Below are 16004 nucleotides of genomic sequence, written 5' to 3'. Positions count from 1 at the left end.
CCCGCGACCTAGATGCGTCCGTTACCGATGCGATTACCCTTGCTGGGTGTGATGACGCGCTATGCTCTCATTGACGGTCACATTGTTGTAGTTACATAAAGGGCCGGATGTGGAGATCAGCTTCGACCCGGTAAAGCGCGCTTGGACGCTGGCGGAGCGAGGTCTGGACTTCGCCGATGCGGGCAAGGTGTTTGCGGGGACGGTGTTCGAGTTCGAGGACGAGCGCGTCGCGTATCCCGAGCGGCGCTATTCGACGATCGGCATGCTCGAAGATCGCATGGTCGTGGTAATATGGGTCGATGCCGAAGATGGTCGGCGCGTCATATCAATGAGGAAGGCCAATGCCCGAGAACGCACGCGATTTGAACGCTACCTCGCTTGATCCGAACGACGACGCGCCGGAGTGGACGGACGAGATGTTCGAACACGCCGAGCTAGCGGTCGGCGGGAAGGTGATCCGGCCGGCGACGGGCTATCTGGGGCCGAACGGCGTCGTGAAGGGCCGCCCGCCACTGCGCGACCGGGCCAAGCAGCAGGTGACGTTGCGGCTCGACCCGGATGTGCTGGCGAAGTTTCGCGAGGGCGGGCCGGGGTGGCAGGGGCGGATCAATGCGGCATTGCGTGATGCGCTCAACTTGAAGCAGCCTTCTTCGAGTCGCAGATATGATTAAATTAAGAAGTTTCTCTACACTTAGGGAGGCGATTATTTAGCGAAAACACCGCATCGGCACGGTAATACTAAAATCCTTCCATCTTTAAATTAGGAGACTATTTACAGAATACCGGACAACATTATTCTACTCCTACTCTAATCTCCGCACTCGTCGCCTCACGACCGACTCAGCGGCATCCGCTTCTCTGATAGTATTGTGATAATCGGCCAGACTTTCTGTCCGTTTCTCGAACTCGCTTTCGTCGTTAGCCATTTCCCCAGCCGCGTCGATTACTGCCTCCCTTATACTATCTTCTAAAGAGACAAAGCTTTTCCAGACTTGGGCGAAGTCATCAACTTCAGGATACAGATATTCGTGGCAACCCACAAAGCCCCCGTCAGTTAGAATAGCGATCATATAATACGGGGAATTTGCTTCATCATCCCACACAAGATCGACTACGCCCATTTCATTCAATAATTCGCGATATGATCCCGAGAATTGCGCAATCCCTTTGTAACCAATTGCACTTGCAAGACGCGTGATAAAATCCGCCAATCTTCGATATCGCACGACCGCTCTTGCAACGTCTCTCTCTCGGCCCTTCGGCAGCGCCTGCAACACGGCCGATTTTAGCTCCTCAATCCTGCCAACGATATCGATAGATTTTTTATTATCCCCCGCCCTTTCTTTGCGCTCTTGAAGTATACGCTGGAACAGCAATGACCACTGCTTTAGCAAATGATCCTCAATTTCCGCAAAAGATTGAAAGGTTATAATGGAATTATTAAATGATCGATGCGAAAGATAATTTATGAATTCGAATATATTTTTGCAGAGTCCTGCTTCTGGATTGATGGAAATTTTATCTGAGAAAGTGAAGGGTTATCCTTGTTTGCTTGGTATATATGGTGATCAGCGTAAACTTTACTGTCGACGAATGTAAATATCGGTATATCATTATTTGAAGCCTGAATTGCTTCGGCCTGAGTAATCGATATTTTATTTTTTTCGTTGAGTAACGTAGTACTGCCAGAGCCCCGTGTTGCTTGGTCGAAATCGATAAGAGGCATTGCCTGTGTAGCCGTCGTGCCCCCGAGTCTCGACCCTATCAATAGTATTACAAGATCAGCACCCTGAACATCGCGCAGACAACTTGCATGCGTATGAAGGCCTGGGTCGTATAAAATCTCGGAATGGTCACTCATTAGAGGCTCGTAGCCAAGTCTAGCAAGAAGCCCTCTAATTTGGAATCTATAGGCTTCCAAATCAACGCATGTCGACGATACGAAAACTCTTAGACCTGCCACGCCATCGCCCCCGTTAAAAAAATCTGAGATGCCATTATCTTTAAGGCTACCAGTTCAATAGTCGACATAAGACTCGATTTGACGACATTTCGATCTAATTTATTTTTGTAGCGGCCACCATCCGCTTCTCCAGCAACGGCGCCAGATACTTCCCCGTGAAGCTGCCCTTGGCCTTCGCGACCTTCTCCGGCGTGCCTTCGGCGACGATCTCGCCGCCCTTGACGCCGCCTTCGGGGCCAAGGTCGAGGACCCAGTCGGCGATCTTGATGACGTCGAGATTATGTTCGATCACGACGACCGTGTTGCCTTGCTCGACCAGCGCGTGGAGGACTTCCAACAATTTCCGCACGTCCTCGAAGTGGAGGCCGGTGGTGGGTTCGTCTAGGATATACAGCGTGTTGCCGGTGGCGCGGCGTGAGAGTTCCTTGGCGAGCTTGACGCGTTGCGCTTCGCCGCCCGAGAGCGTCGTCGCCTGCTGGCCGACCTTGACGTAGCCGAGGCCGACCTCGACCAGCATCGCCATCTTGTCGCGGATCGGGGGGACCGCCTTGAAGAACTCGGCGGCGTCCTCGACCGTCATGTCGAGCACGTCGGCGATCGAATGGCCCTTGAACTTCACCTCGAGCGTCTCGCGATTGTAGCGCGCGCCGTGGCAGACGTCGCAGGTGACGTAGACGTCGGGGAGGAAGTGCATCTCGATCTTGAGCACGCCGTCGCCCTGGCATGCCTCGCAGCGGCCGCCCTTGACGTTGAAGCTGAAGCGGCCGGGCTTGTAGCCGCGCGCCTGCGATTCGGGCAGACCGGCGAACCAGTCGCGGATCTGCGTGAAGCTGCCGGTGTAGGTGGCGGGGTTGCTGCGCGGGGTGCGGCCGATCGGCGACTGGTCGATGTCGATGACCTTGTCGAGATACTGGAGGCCGGTGATCTTGTCGTGCTTGCCCTGGACGATGCGCGCGCCGTTCAGTTCGCGTGCGGCGGCGGCGTAGAGCGTGTCGATCGTGAAGCTCGACTTGCCCGAGCCGGAGACGCCGGTGATGCAGGTGAAGGTGCCGAGCGGCAAGCTGGCGGTGACGCCCCGCAGATTGTTGGCGACCGCGTTGTGGACGGTGAGCTTCTTGCCGTTGCCTTTCCGACGCGTGGCCGGGACCGGGACTTCGCGGGTCCCGTTGAGATAGTCGGCGGTGATGCTGCCCTTCGACTTGAGGATCTGCTTCAGCGTGCCCTGCGCGACGACCTGGCCGCCGCGGACGCCGGCGCCGGGGCCCATGTCGATGATGTAATCGGCGGTGCGGATCGCGTCCTCGTCATGCTCGACGACGAGCACGGTGTTGCCGAGATCGCGCAGACGGCGGAGCGTCTTGAGGAGCATGTCGTTGTCGCGCTGGTGCAGGCCGATCGAGGGCTCGTCGAGGACGTAGAGCACGCCGGACAGGCCGCTGCCGATCTGCGACGCGAGGCGGATGCGCTGGCTTTCGCCGCCGCTGAGCGTGCCGCTGGTGCGGTCGAGATTGAGGTAGTCGAGGCCGACATTGTTGAGGAAGCCCAGACGCTCGACGATCTCTTTCAGGATGCGTTCGGCGATCGCGTTCTGCTGGTCGCCGAGGTGCTGTGGCATGTCGGTGAAGAACTGCAGCGCGTCGACCACCGAGAGATGCGTGGCGTAGGAGATGTCCTTCATCGCGATCTTGACCGCGAGCGCTTCGGGTTTCAGGCGCGCGCCACCGCAGACTTCGCAGGGGGCGGCGGACTGGTACTTGCTCAGTTCCTCGCGCATCCAGGCGGAGTCGGTCTGGAGCATGCGGCGGTTGAGGTTGCCGATGACGCCTTCGAACGGCTTGCTGACGTCGTATTTCTTCTTGCCGTCGATGAAGGTGAGCGTGACGGGCTTGCCCTTCGAGCCGTGCAGGATGACGCTCTGGACCTCCGGCGGGAGGTCGGACCAGGGCGTCTCGATGTCGAACTTGAACTCGCGCGCGAGGCTGCCGAGGACCTGCATGTAGTAAGGTGACGGCGGGTTGGATTTCGCCCAGGGGACGACCGCGCCCTTCTTGATGCTGAGCATGTGGTTGGGGACGACCAGGTCTTCGTCGAACAGCAGTTTCTCGCCGAGGCCGTCGCAGGCCGGGCACGCGCCTTGGGGGGCGTTGAACGAGAACAGGCGTGGCTCGATCTCGGAGATGGTGAAGCCGCTGACCGGGCAGGCGAATTTCTCGCTGAACACGATGCGGCCGTCTGGGGCGTTGTTGCCGAGGATTTCGGATTTGGGGGTGTGCGGTTCGACCGGGTCGGCCGGGTCGACATAGGCTAGGCCGTCGGCGAGTTTCAGCGCGGTTTCGAACGACTCTGCGAGGCGCGTGGCGATCTCGCCGCCTACTACCAGGCGGTCGACGACGACTTCGATGTCGTGCTTGTACTTCTTGTCGAGCGCGGGGGCTTCGTCGATGTCGTGGATCGTGCCGTCGATCCGGACGCGCGCGAAGCCCGCCTTCTGCCACTCGGCGAGTTCCTTGCGGTACTCGCCTTTCCGGCCGCGGACGACGGGGGCGAGCAGGTACAGGCGCGTGCCTTCGGGGAGCGCCATGACGCGGTCGACCATCTGCGACACGGTCTGCGCGGCAATGGGCTCACCGGTGGCAGGCGAGTACGGGATGCCGACGCGCGCCCAGAGCAGGCGCATGTAGTCGTAGATTTCGGTGACGGTGGCGACGGTCGAGCGCGGGTTGCGCGACGTGGTCTTCTGCTCGATCGAGATTGCGGGCGAGAGGCCCTCGATGTGGTCGACGTCGGGCTTCTGCATCAGTTCGAGGAACTGGCGGGCGTAGGCGGAGAGCGATTCGACGTAGCGGCGCTGGCCCTCGGCGTAGATCGTGTCGAACGCGAGTGAGGACTTGCCGGAACCCGACAGCCCGGTGATCACCGTCAGCGTGTCGCGGGGGATGTCGATGTCGACGTCCTTGAGGTTGTGCTCGCGCGCGCCGCGTACGGAAATCTTGGTCAGCATAAGGTGAGTTCTACTTCTGTTCTTGGCCGGATGCCAGTGCGGGAGATAGGAACGGCAACGGGATTCCGCCAGCGCACCACGTCCGTTACGCGTTCGATGCCAAATCCCCGAAACGGACCTATCTCGCCGCTGTGATTGGCGGTGAATAGGGTATCCACGGGTCAACGCTCCACAGGGCGTCCAGTTCGTAGCGTGCCGCGTGTATTTTACCGGCCGACCCTCGACCCACCGCACACTCGACGCGGTCCTCGCCCGTTCGGCCCTACAGGGGCAGTATTTTCATGGCTGATCTGCGCATAGTCCTCGAAATCGTAGTGTCGCATCTGAACGGCATCGCCGATTATGGCTTTGCCTTCGACGGGCAACCCGTCGCGACGAGCGGCGGCAAAGGTATCTTCAAGGCCGTACCTGACCGCAAGAAATTGCTCGAATGGGTGATGATCGGTGATCCCGGTGCCACCATGAAGGTCGAAATCCTGCGCAACGGCGCGGCGATCTATACCCGCGATGCATCGACGATCCCGCCCCCACTCGGGAAGGCCTATGATGCTTTCCTGATCGACGTGCGCTGATGCTGCCGGTCCGGATGCGTGCGATCAATGCTCTCGCTTTCGCCATTGGCCTGGCGGGACATGGCGATGCCTGGGCACAGTCTTCGCCTCCCACACCCGCTGCGGCCGGCGCTAAACCGGCAGAGCCTGTCACGGCGCCGACGATGGCAGATTACCACCGCGCACTCGCCGCAGTTGAGCGCGCGGCGCAGGCGGCGACGCGAGCCGCCGGGGCTGCCGAGGCGGCGGCGCGGGACCTGCGCCTGATCGCCAGCGGCATGACGGCCGATGCATCGTCGGTAACGTCTGGGGCCGTGGGTAAGGTCGTGCCGGGGGCCGATGCGCCCGTCGTCACGGGAGCCAATGCGCAGGGCAAGCGATCGACAATTGGAAACATGATCGTCGATCATATCGCGGACAACAGGCTTCTGGCTGTGGAAGCGGTCGAATCCGGCTCCGCAAACGGGCCCAATGACCGCTTCCTGAAATCCAGCCCAACGCCCGATCTGCAATTCATCGCATCAAGCGAGGACAAGATCGCGAGCCTGTCCTGGACGCTCGACATCAGCGGTGTGCAGACCGGGAAGCGGCTGGCAGCCGATCATCTGACGATCACCGCCGCGAGCGATCTCGATTCGAGCCATGAAGCGAAGATATTAGGTTTGGACGGGTTTTCGGGCGGCACCGAGATCGCCCTATCCTATATCCATTATTCAACCGAGGCGGACTTGAATGGTACGGAAAAGCCAGAGGTCGAGCGTGCGCGGGAGAGTTGCCTGAACGCGAATGGCGACAAGGACGACGTGGCCCAGCTGTGCGATCCCTATAGCTTTCCGACCGGCGTATCGATGTTTGTCTTACGCTATTATCCGCAAGGGCTGCGCTCGATGATCAAGGCCGCGTTGCCCGGAAACGTCGATTTTTATGGTGTGCGAGTGGCGGCGAGCCAGATCGATTTTACCTATCTCGATCGCGCCGCATTCACGACCCGCGACCAGTCGAGGCTGGGTTTCAAGGCCACCGCGTTTGGCGGTGTCCTACTCGGACTGGGCCAATCGGCGCTGACCGGGTCCTTCACGTATGGCCGCCGCTATGCCGAAAACGATCCGGTGACGCTCTGCCAACCGATCACGACACCACAGACGCAATGCCTGACGAACGCGGACGGCGCACCGGTGCGGAAGGACAAGGCGATCGTCGCAGTCGAAGCGCGGCATGGCTTTGGCGCAGCGGTCGGACAGTTCGCGACGCTGGCGATCGCGCCGCAGGTCAGCGTCGATCTGAAGTCCAAGGCCTTTTCGCTGGACGTGCCCGTGTATTTCGTCGGCGACGGCACCGGCAAGCTGCGCGGCGGCGTACGCGGTGTCTATCTGAACCGTCGCGACGGCACCGGTGGCCGCGAAGACGATTTTACGCTTGGCCTGTTCGTCGGCGTCCCGTTCAGCGTGTTCGGGTCGTAACGCCCGATCGGATTTACTAATGAACGCCCTGCGCCCGCAATCGCAGGAGCATCGACGGAGCCGATCCGCTGAGCGCGTGTGTTGCACTCTAGGTCCGGTGTCTTATCTATATCAGACACAGCGTGAGAGACTGATATGGCAAAGACGAAGACAGCCAGGATTCCCAAGCGGATCGGCGGCGTGAAGATCCCGAAAGACCTTCGAAAGACGGGAAACACGCTGATCGAAAGCATGGCTAGTCCGGTAGGACGGGACATCGTTCTCGGCGTGCTGGCAAAGGGCGCCGGGCGTCAGGTCCTCGCCGCTGGGCTCATGGCGGCGGCCGCGGCGATCGCCAGCAAGGGTACGCGATCGACGGGAGAGCGGCCTGCTTCGCCAGGGTCGGACCAGGCATGTGGAGGCGGATCGCCGTCCCGGGCTGGATCGTCGCCCCCCGCCCCCGCTTCTGCCGCACACGCAACTGGGGCGACCGACGACGTCGCTGCATCCCATGCTGACAAGTCTTCTCCCGGGCAGGGATCGGGCCATGCTGATACCGTCAAGCAAGGTTCGCCGGACCCGGAGCCTGCAACAGCCGAACCAAATGCAGGATCCGGTCCGTTCGCGGGAGATACCCCCGAACCGCCCCGCGGCGACGCACCTGCGATGTCGCCCGAGATGGCAAAGGTCCTCGACAGCGTCGCTGGTGGACTCGAACGGCTATTTGCCGGGTTCGCAAGCCGGGCAGGCGCCAAGCCGGACAGGGAAACGCCGCCTTCCCGTTGATCTTAGCCCATCCTGCGGCCCGATATTGCTGGCGTAGTCACAATCAGACTGCGGCTTGGTCAAGCCGCAGTGTCGTCAGGCAGCCTTCTCGTACCCGAACGGTGTGCGACGATCCGCGCGTTTGGCACGATACATTGCGGCGTCGGCGCGTGAGATCAGATCGGCAATCTGGCCAGCCCAGACGTCGACGACGGTACCGATGCTGACACCGATCGCACCCGCCGCCGGTGCGTCGCGTTGCATGGCCAAGGCAAACTCCGCGGCGATGGCATCGCCCAGCGTGATGGCCTGATCGACAGCGGCATAGGGCAGCAGGCAGACGAACTCGTCGCCACCCCATCGAACCAGATGACCGTTCCGACCGAGCGCCGCCCTCGCAATGTCTGCCAACGTGCACAACGCCGCGTCGCCTGCGGCATGGCCCAGCGTATCGTTCAATGCTTTAAACCGATCGATATCCAACATCATGACTGCGAGCGGTGTCTGCGGGTCAAATGTCCGGCTAACGCGGTCGAGGCCTGCGCGATTGAGTGCACCCGTAAGCTGATCGCGCTCCATCTGGTCGCGCAGGGCGGTCTGGCCGCGCTCTGCTTGCAGGATCAGCAGCGAGAAGGTGCGGAAGATGATGAAGGCGATTTGGCCTGCGGCGAGCCAAGCAGCGAGACCATCGTGCATGCCGGTCAGTTGCGTGCCGATCCGATCGTGATAGGCGAGCCAGGCGCGACCGAGAAAGAGCGGCACGGTGATCGCGAACAGAGCCGCCACGATCCAGCCGGTCTGGAGTGATTCACGCCGCGCCAGGTGGAATGCAGCAATGACGACGACCACGTCGAAGCTCGCGCGAACGACGCTGAGATAGGCGACGCGGAGGTGAAAATGTGCGGGATCGTCACTAAACACCAAGGGTACGGCCAAAATGGCGGCAATTCCCAAAAGCGGCGTCAGGCGAGCCTCGGGCCGAGCGAACCGGAGCACGGCACCGGCGATCAGCGCATACCCGATCACCGCGGCGGGATTGCCGGTATTCGGCGCCCAGGCGATGCCGATACTGTCGTTCAGGACCGCCATCATCGTGCCGAACCCGACGACGAGATGGCCTGCGCCCCATAGCAGCGCCCATGTGCCGAACCGCCCCGTCGCCACCGGCACGAGGTGGACGAACCCCGCCACCAGCATGCCAAGCGCGGCAACCACGTAAAGGGTAGTGAGATCGAGCGCCACGGACACCTGCTTGTTCGTTCGTTAGGCGGCTAATAGGCTGGCTTTGCTAAGGATTCGTTTGGGTTGGGTGGAACGGCGGACGTTTAGAGATTGGGGGTTGGAGTGTTCGGGGGGTGCGCGGGGTGCGCGCGCGGTATTGCTTGGGCGAGAGGTCGTTAGCGCGACGCGCCTCGTCAGGCATACGCCCTCCGCTTTCGCCGCGCTTTCCTCCCCCGTCATCCCGGCGAACGCCGGGACCCATGGTAGCGGACCAGGTCTTGGCAGCACGGTATCGCCAGGTTCGCCGTAACCGGGGGTTCCCAGCGTTCGCCGAGATGACGGATCGGAGGGCGCAACGGGGGACGCTGGGCGTCGTGATAGGGCCAGGCCCATCATTATCCACCCGAGTTCGCGTCCCCTTTAATCGGGCTTCCCCATTCATCACTCCTTCCGTCAACCCGGCGGACGCCAAGACCCATGGTCGCGAACAGGGTCATGGCAGCACGTATCGCCGGGTCCGCCGTAACCGTGGGTCCCAGCGTTCGCCGGGATGAAGGATTGGGGGATGCGTGTCGGATGGGTTTTGAGAAACGTACGGGGCTTCGGGCAAACTGCGGTTCAATCCGGTGCCCACCTTATCCCCTTGCTCTGTAGACGCAGAAAGGGCGCCGGTGGATTACCACCGACGCCCTTTCAAAATTCAGCTTAGCCCTGGCTTGGCCGGACAGGGGCAAAGCCCCTGTCGTCGGACGGCGCTGGAGCGCCGCCGGCCGGGCACGCCCTTTGGATCCATATTTAGCCAGCGGCTAAATATGGATGGGCTTGCCTTGCACCGCCATCGCCGCTTCCTTGATCGCCTCGGCATGCGTCGGATGCGCATGGCAGGTGTAGGCGATGTCTTCGCTGGTAGCGCCGAATTCCATCGCGATGGCAGCTTCGGCGATCAGCGTGCCGGCGAGGCTCGAGACGATCCAGACGCCGAGGACGCGGTCGGTCTTGGCGTCGGCGATGATCTTCACGAAGCCGTCGGTGTCGCGGTTGGTCTTGGCGCGGCTGTTCGCGGCGAACGGGAACTTGCCGACCTTGATCTCGGTCTTTTCCTTCGCGGCCTCTTCGGTGAGGCCGACGCCGGCGATCTCGGGCATCGTGTAGACGACGCTCGGGATGACGTCCTCGTTGACGATGCCGGTCTGGCCGGCGATGTTTTCCGCGACCGCGACGCCCTCGTCCTCGGCCTTGTGCGCGAGCATCAGGCCGGGGATGCAGTCGCCGATCGCCCAGACGCCGTCGACCTTGGTGCGGAAGCTGTGGTCGGTCTCGATCTGGCCGCGCTTGTTGAGTTCGAGGCCGATGGCTTCGAGGTTGAGGCCGTCGACGTTGGCCTTGCGCCCGATCGAGACGAGCACCGCATCGGCGGTCAGCGTCTCGGATGCGCCACCCGCGGCGGGCTCGACGGTGACGGTCGCGACGCCGTTGTCGACGGTCACGCCGGTGACCTTGGTCGAGAGCTTCAGCTCCATGCCCTGCTTCTTGAAGAGCTTGGCGGTCTCGCGGCGGACTTCGCCGTCGAAGCCGGGGAGGATCTGGTCGACGAACTCGACGACCGTGACCTTCGCACCGAGACGACGCCAGACGCTGCCGAGTTCGAGACCGATCACGCCGCCGCCGATGACGACCATGTGCTCGGGGACCTTGGGGATCTCGAGCGCGCCGGTGCTGTCGACGACGGTCTTCTGGTCGACCTCGACGCCGGGGAGCGGCATGACCGACGAACCGGTGGCGATGACGATGTTCTTCGCGGTAACCTTCTGGCCCGCCACGTCGACCGTGTGCGCGTCCTGGAACGCGGCCTTGCCCTTGAGCCACGTCACCTTGTTCTTCTTGAACAGGAATTCGACGCCGCCGGTCAGCTCCTTGACGGCCTTGGCCTTCTCGGCGTGCATCTGGTCGAGGTTCAGCGTGACGCCCTGGAAATCGATGCCGAACTTGGTGAGGTGGCCGCCCTTGGCCTCCTCGTAGATCTCGGAAGCGTGGAGCAGCGCCTTGGACGGGATGCAGCCGACGTTGAGGCAAGTGCCGCCAAGCGTCTCGCGGCTCTCGGCACAAGCGGTGCGCAGGCCGAGCTGCGCTGCACGGATCGCCGCGACGTAACCGCCGGGGCCCGCACCGATCACGAGGACGTCATAGTCGTAGTCAGCCATTCTTCATCTCCGTCGTTCTCCTGCGAACGCAGGAGCCCAGGGTTACGGGAGGCGCCGTTCGTGACCTTGGGTTCCTGCGTTCGCAGGAAAACAGAAGTCAGAAGAGCGTCTCGTACAAATCCTTCCAGTGCGGGTTGGTCTGTTCGATCAGGTCGATCTTCCAGGCCCGCTTCCATTTCTTCATCTGCAACTCGCGTTGCCGTGCCGATTGTATGTCGTCACTCGCCTCGAACCACACAAGGAGGATGCAGCCATGCTCCTTGGAGAAGCCGTCGATCAGGCGGTTGCGGTGTTGGTAGGCTCTGGCGAGCAAGTCGCTGGTGACGCCGAGGTAGAGCGTTCCGTTGCGGCTGCTCGCCATGAGGTAGACAAAACCGGGCCTCATGTTTTCCTGCGTACGCAGGAATCCAGGGTTACGGAGGGTGATGTCCGTGACCCTGGGCTCCTGCGTTCGCAGGAGAACGAGGAGCCGTTGTGGGTCAGAGGTCGATCAGGATACGTGTCGGATCCTCGATAGCATTTTTCAGCGCCACCAGGAACGTCACGGCTTCGCGGCCGTCGATCAGGCGGTGGTCGTAGCTGAGCGCGAGGTACATCATCGGGCGGATGACGATCTGGCCGTTGACGACGACCGGGCGCTCCTCGATGCGGTGGAGGCCGAGCACCGCGGACTGCGGCGGGTTGATGATCGGGGTCGACATCAGCGAGCCGAACACGCCGCCGTTCGAGATCGTGAAGGTGCCGCCCTTCATCTCGTCCATCTTGAGCGCGCCTTCCTTGGCGCGCTTGCCGAAGTCGCCGATCGTCTTCTCGATCGTCGCGACCGACATCTGGTCGGCATCGCGGATCACGGGGACGACGAGACCGCCCGGCGACGAGACCGCGACCGAGATGTCGGCGTAATCGTGATAGACGATGTCGTCGCCGTCGATCGACGCGTTGACCGACGGGATGTCGCGCAGCGCCATCGTCGCGGCCTTCACGAAGAAGCCCATGAAGCCGAGGCGGACGCCGTGCTTCTTCTCGAACAGGTCCTTGTACTTGGCGCGCGCCTCGATCACCGCGGTCATGTCGACGTCGTTGAACGTCGTCAGCATGGCCGCCGTGTTCTGCGCTTCCTTGAGGCGCTTGGCGATCGTCTGGCGGAGGCGCGTCATGCGGACGCGCTCTTCGCCACGACCCGATGCGGCGGCAGGCGCTGCGGCCGGAGCGGGTGCTGCGGCGGGCGCAGGCGCTGGCTTGCTCGACGCGGCGGCGGTCACGTCTTCCTTGGTGATGCGACCGTCGCGGCCGGTGCCCTTGACGGTGCCGGGATCGACGCCGTGCTCGAGCACCGCGCGGCGGACCGACGGGGAGAGTGCGGCGGGTGAATCGCTGGTGCCGGCACCGGGCTGGTCGCCGTACCCTGCGCCGGACTCGTCCTTGGCGGGCGCGGACGGCGTTGCGGTCGCGGCGGGCTCGGGAGCCTTTGCGGTAGCGGGGGCCGGAGCAGCGGCGGCGCCGTCACCGGAGTCGATCGTGGCGAGCATCGCGCCGACCTGCACGGTGTCGCCGACGGCGACCGCGTGCTGGCCCATGACGCCGGCGACCGGCGACGGGACCTCGACCGAGACCTTGTCGGTCTCGAGGCTGGCGATCGGCTCGTCGACCGCGACGGGATCGCCGGGCTGCTTCAGCCACTCGCCGAGGGTGGCTTCGGTGATCGATTCACCCAGGACGGGGACGGTGACTTCGGTTGCCATGTTTGCTTCTACCTTTTGTGCTCCTGCGGACGCAGGGGCCTAGGGTTACTCTGCCGGACCCTGGGTTCCTGCTTTCGCAGGAAAACAAGGTTCGGGTTCAATCAGTTTGCGCGGGTGCGGCGGATTTCGTCGCGGACGGAGTGGCCGAGCGCGTCGGCGACGAGCGCGCCCTGTTCGGCCTGGTGACGCTTCATCAGGCCGGTCGCGGGCGACGCCGAGGCGTTGCGGCCGGCGTAGCGCGCGCGCTTCACGCGGGAATCGACCGTTGCCAGCGCCTCCTCGATCAGCGGCTCGACGAAGAACCAATAGCCGTTGTTCTTCGGCTCTTCCTGCGCCCAGACGATCTCTTCCAGGTTCGGCATCCGTGCGACGCGCTCGGCGATCGGGTTGCCGGGGAAGGGATAGAGCTGTTCGACGCGGACGATCTGCGTGTCGGTGTCGCCCGCCGCATCGCGTGCCTCGATCAGGTCGTACGCGACCTTGCCGGTGCACAGGACCAGACGCTTCGTATCGACGTCGGCGGCCGGATTGGTATCCGACAACAGGCGGCGGAAGTGGCTGTCGCCCTGGAAATCCTCGGCGTTCGACACCGCCAGCTTGTGCCGCAGCAACGACTTCGGCGTCATCACGATCAGCGGCTTGCGGAAGTTGCGGTGCATCTGCCGGCGGAGCAGGTGGAAATAGTTCGCCGGGCTGGTGCAGTTCGCGACCTGGATGTTGTCGTCCGCGCACGACTGGAGGAAGCGCTCGGGACGTGCAGAGCTGTGCTCAGGCCCCTGCCCTTCGTAACCATGCGGAAGCAGCATCACGAGGCCGTTGGCACGAAGCCACTTCGACTCGCCGGACGTGATGAACTGATCGATCATGATCTGCGCGCCGTTGACGAAATCGCCGAACTGCGCCTCCCAGAGGACGAGCGTCTTCGGGTCGGCGAGCGCATAGCCATATTCGAAGCCGAGCACGCCGTATTCGGACAGCGGGCTGTCGAGCACTTCGAAATTGCCGTGTTCGATCTCCTGCAGCGGCACGTACTTGTGCTCATCGGTCTGGTCGACCCAGACCGCGTGACGCTGCGAGAACGTGCCGCGGCCCGAATCCTGGCCGGACAGGCGGACGCCATACCCTTCCGAGAGCAGGCCGCCGAATGCGAGCGCCTCGCCGGTCGCCCAGTCGAAACCCTTGCCCGACTTGAACATCTCGCGCTTGGCATCGATCACGCGGTTCAGCGTCTTGTGGATCTTCACGCTGTCGGGGATCGTCGTCAGCGTACGGCCGAGCGAGTCGAACAACTTCGTGCTGAGACCCGTCTCGACGTTGCGACGCGCGGAGCCGCCATCGGTCGGCGCGCTGAGGCCGGTCCAGCGACCGCCGAACCAGTCGGCCTTGTTGGGCTTGTACGACGATCCGGCTTCGAACTCACCCTCGAGACGGAGCGTGAACTGCTTCACGTTCTCGTCGATCCAGGGCTGGTCGATCACGCCTTCCTTGATCAGGCGATCGCCGTACACCGACGAGACGCCGGGGTGCTTGCGGATGATGTCGTACATCAGCGGCTGCGTGAAGGACGGCTCGTCGCCCTCGTTGTGGCCGAAGCGGCGATAGCACCACATGTCGATGACGATGTCGCGGTGGAACTTCTGGCGGAATTCCATCGCCATCTTGGTCGCGAAGGTGACCGCTTCGGGATCGTCGCCATTGACGTGGAAGACCGGCGCCTGGACGCCCTTTGCGACGTCCGACGGGTAAGGCGACGAGCGCGCGAACTGCGGCGAGGTCGTGAAGCCGACCTGGTTGTTGATAATGAAGTGGACGCAGCCGCCGGTGTTGTAGCCGCGGATGCCCGAGAAGCCGAGGCACTCCCAGACGATCCCCTGCCCCGCGAACGCCGCGTCGCCGTGGATCAGCACGGGCAAGCTCGCCACGTGATCCTTGAGATCGTTATTGAGCGTCTGAATCGCGCGGGTCTTGCCGAGCACGACGGGGTCGGCGGCTTCGAGATGCGATGGGTTGGCGACCAGGCTCATGTGAACCTTGTGGCCGTCGAACTCACGATCGGTGCTGGTGCCGAGGTGATACTTCACGTCGCCCGAACCACCGATGTCATCGGGGTTGGCCGAGCCGCCGGCGAATTCGTGGAAGATCACGCGCAACGGCTTCGCCATCACGTTGGCGAGCACGTTGAGGCGACCGCGATGCGCCATGCCGATGACGAGCTCGCGCACGCCCATCTGGCCGCCATACTTGATGACGCTCTCAAGCGCGGGGATCATCGATTCGCCGCCATCGAGCCCGAAGCGCTTCGTGCCGACATACTTCTTGCCGAGGAATTTCTCCCACTGCTCGGCCTGGATCACCTTGGTCAGGATCGCCTTCTTGCCGTCGGTGGAGAATTCGATCGCCTTGTCCTGGCCCTCCATGCGCTCCTGGAGGAAGCGGCGCTCCTCGACGTCGGAGATGTGCATGTATTCGAGGCCGACATTGCCGCAGTAATTCTTGCGCAACGTGTCGACGAGCTCGCGGATCGAGACCCATTCGAAGCCCATCGTGCCGCCGAGATAGACCTTCCGGTCGATGTCGGCGTCGGAGAAGCCGTGATATTCGGTCTTCAGATCCTCGGGCATCTCGCGCTTCGAAAGGCCGAGCGGATCGAGGTTGGCGGCGAGATGGCCACGGACGCGGTAGGTGCGGACAAGCAGCTGCGCGCGGATCGCGTCGGCGGCGGCCTTGGCGATCTCTTCCTTAGAGACGGGCGCGGGCGCTGCTGCAGCGGGAGCGGGCTTGCCACCCTTTGCGGGCTTGGGCGCGGGCTCCATCTGTGTCGGATCGAGCGCTGCGGTCAGGTCGTCCGTGGTGGTGAGCGGCCAGCGGGCGCTCTCCCAGCTCGGGCCCTGCGCGGAGCCTTCGAGACCCTCGAAGAACGCGCGCCAACCGGATTCGACCGAGGCCGGGTCCGCGTTGAACTTGGCGTAGAGCGTCTCCACGAACGCCGGGCTGACGCCGGCTGCGATATCGCTGAAATCCTGGCCTTCGTAGCCCATCGTTCTCGTCCTCAGTGTCCTTCTCCCCGCGGGGGAGAAGGAGGGGCCCGCCCGCACTTGCGGGTGGGAGAGTGAGGGCACGG

At 62.8% G+C, this 16004-nt stretch carries 11 protein-coding genes; 4 read left to right on the top strand and 7 right to left on the bottom strand.

What is annotated here, in order from left to right; all coding sequences use genetic code 11:
* The first annotated feature begins 109 nt into the window (after positions 1–109).
* A complete protein-coding gene (locus C8J46_RS08550) occupies positions 110–382 on the top strand; it encodes a BrnT family toxin (RefSeq protein ID WP_132737543.1) in 273 nt (90 codons plus the stop codon).
* Positions 342–671, top strand: a complete 330-nt coding sequence (locus tag C8J46_RS08545) for a BrnA antitoxin family protein (protein ID WP_132737540.1) — start codon at positions 342–344, stop codon at positions 669–671. Before C8J46_RS08550 ends, C8J46_RS08545 begins: the two co-directional genes overlap by 41 nt.
* 132 nt (positions 672–803) lie before the next feature.
* Here C8J46_RS08545 and C8J46_RS08540 read toward each other — a convergent pair whose 3' ends face one another.
* Together C8J46_RS08540 and uvrA are read right to left on the bottom strand one after the other, a co-directional pair.
* A complete protein-coding gene (locus C8J46_RS08540; RefSeq protein ID WP_132737537.1) occupies positions 804–1376 on the bottom strand; it encodes a hypothetical protein in 573 nt (190 codons plus the stop codon).
* Positions 1377–2057: 681 nt separating this feature from the next.
* Positions 2058–4964, bottom strand: coding sequence for an excinuclease ABC subunit UvrA (gene uvrA / locus C8J46_RS08530; protein WP_132737534.1), 2907 nt, complete (start codon positions 4962–4964; stop codon positions 2058–2060).
* A gap of 281 nt (positions 4965–5245) precedes the next feature.
* On the opposite strand from uvrA, the gene C8J46_RS08525 reads away from it, so the two are divergent.
* Positions 5246–5536 (top strand): hypothetical protein, encoded by a 291-nt coding sequence (locus C8J46_RS08525; RefSeq protein ID WP_132737531.1) that lies wholly within the window; start codon positions 5246–5248, stop codon positions 5534–5536.
* A 143-nt stretch (positions 5537–5679) separates the two neighbouring features.
* A complete protein-coding gene (locus C8J46_RS08520; protein ID WP_132737528.1) occupies positions 5680–6975 on the top strand; it encodes a hypothetical protein in 1296 nt (431 codons plus the stop codon).
* A gap of 840 nt (positions 6976–7815) precedes the next feature.
* On the opposite strand, the gene C8J46_RS08515 is transcribed toward C8J46_RS08520, so the two are convergent.
* The 5 genes from C8J46_RS08515 to C8J46_RS08495 form a co-directional block, all read right to left on the bottom strand.
* Positions 7816–8961 carry a GGDEF domain-containing protein gene (locus C8J46_RS08515; RefSeq protein ID WP_132737525.1) on the bottom strand — a complete coding sequence of 382 codons (1146 nt, stop codon included), beginning with the start codon at positions 8959–8961 and terminating at the stop codon, positions 7816–7818.
* Between the two features lie 785 nt (positions 8962–9746).
* Positions 9747–11141 (bottom strand): dihydrolipoyl dehydrogenase, encoded by a 1395-nt coding sequence (gene lpdA / locus C8J46_RS08510; protein ID WP_132737522.1) that lies wholly within the window; start codon positions 11139–11141, stop codon positions 9747–9749.
* 97 nt (positions 11142–11238) lie between these two features.
* A complete protein-coding gene (locus tag C8J46_RS08505; protein ID WP_279388894.1) occupies positions 11239–11526 on the bottom strand; it encodes a GIY-YIG nuclease family protein in 288 nt (95 codons plus the stop codon).
* A 94-nt stretch (positions 11527–11620) separates the two neighbouring features.
* A complete protein-coding gene (odhB, locus tag C8J46_RS08500; protein WP_056060656.1) occupies positions 11621–12883 on the bottom strand; it encodes a 2-oxoglutarate dehydrogenase complex dihydrolipoyllysine-residue succinyltransferase in 1263 nt (420 codons plus the stop codon).
* A gap of 101 nt (positions 12884–12984) precedes the next feature.
* Positions 12985–15921 (bottom strand): 2-oxoglutarate dehydrogenase E1 component, encoded by a 2937-nt coding sequence (locus C8J46_RS08495; protein WP_132737518.1) that lies wholly within the window; start codon positions 15919–15921, stop codon positions 12985–12987.
* Positions 15922–16004 lie beyond the last annotated feature (83 nt).

It is taken from the genome of Sphingomonas sp. PP-F2F-A104-K0414, from assembly GCF_004340945.1.
In the GTDB taxonomy this organism is placed as follows: Bacteria; Pseudomonadota; Alphaproteobacteria; order Sphingomonadales; family Sphingomonadaceae; genus Sphingomonas.
The sequence above is the reverse complement of the archived record's forward strand: the minus strand, read 5'-3'. Positions and strand labels throughout refer to the sequence as shown.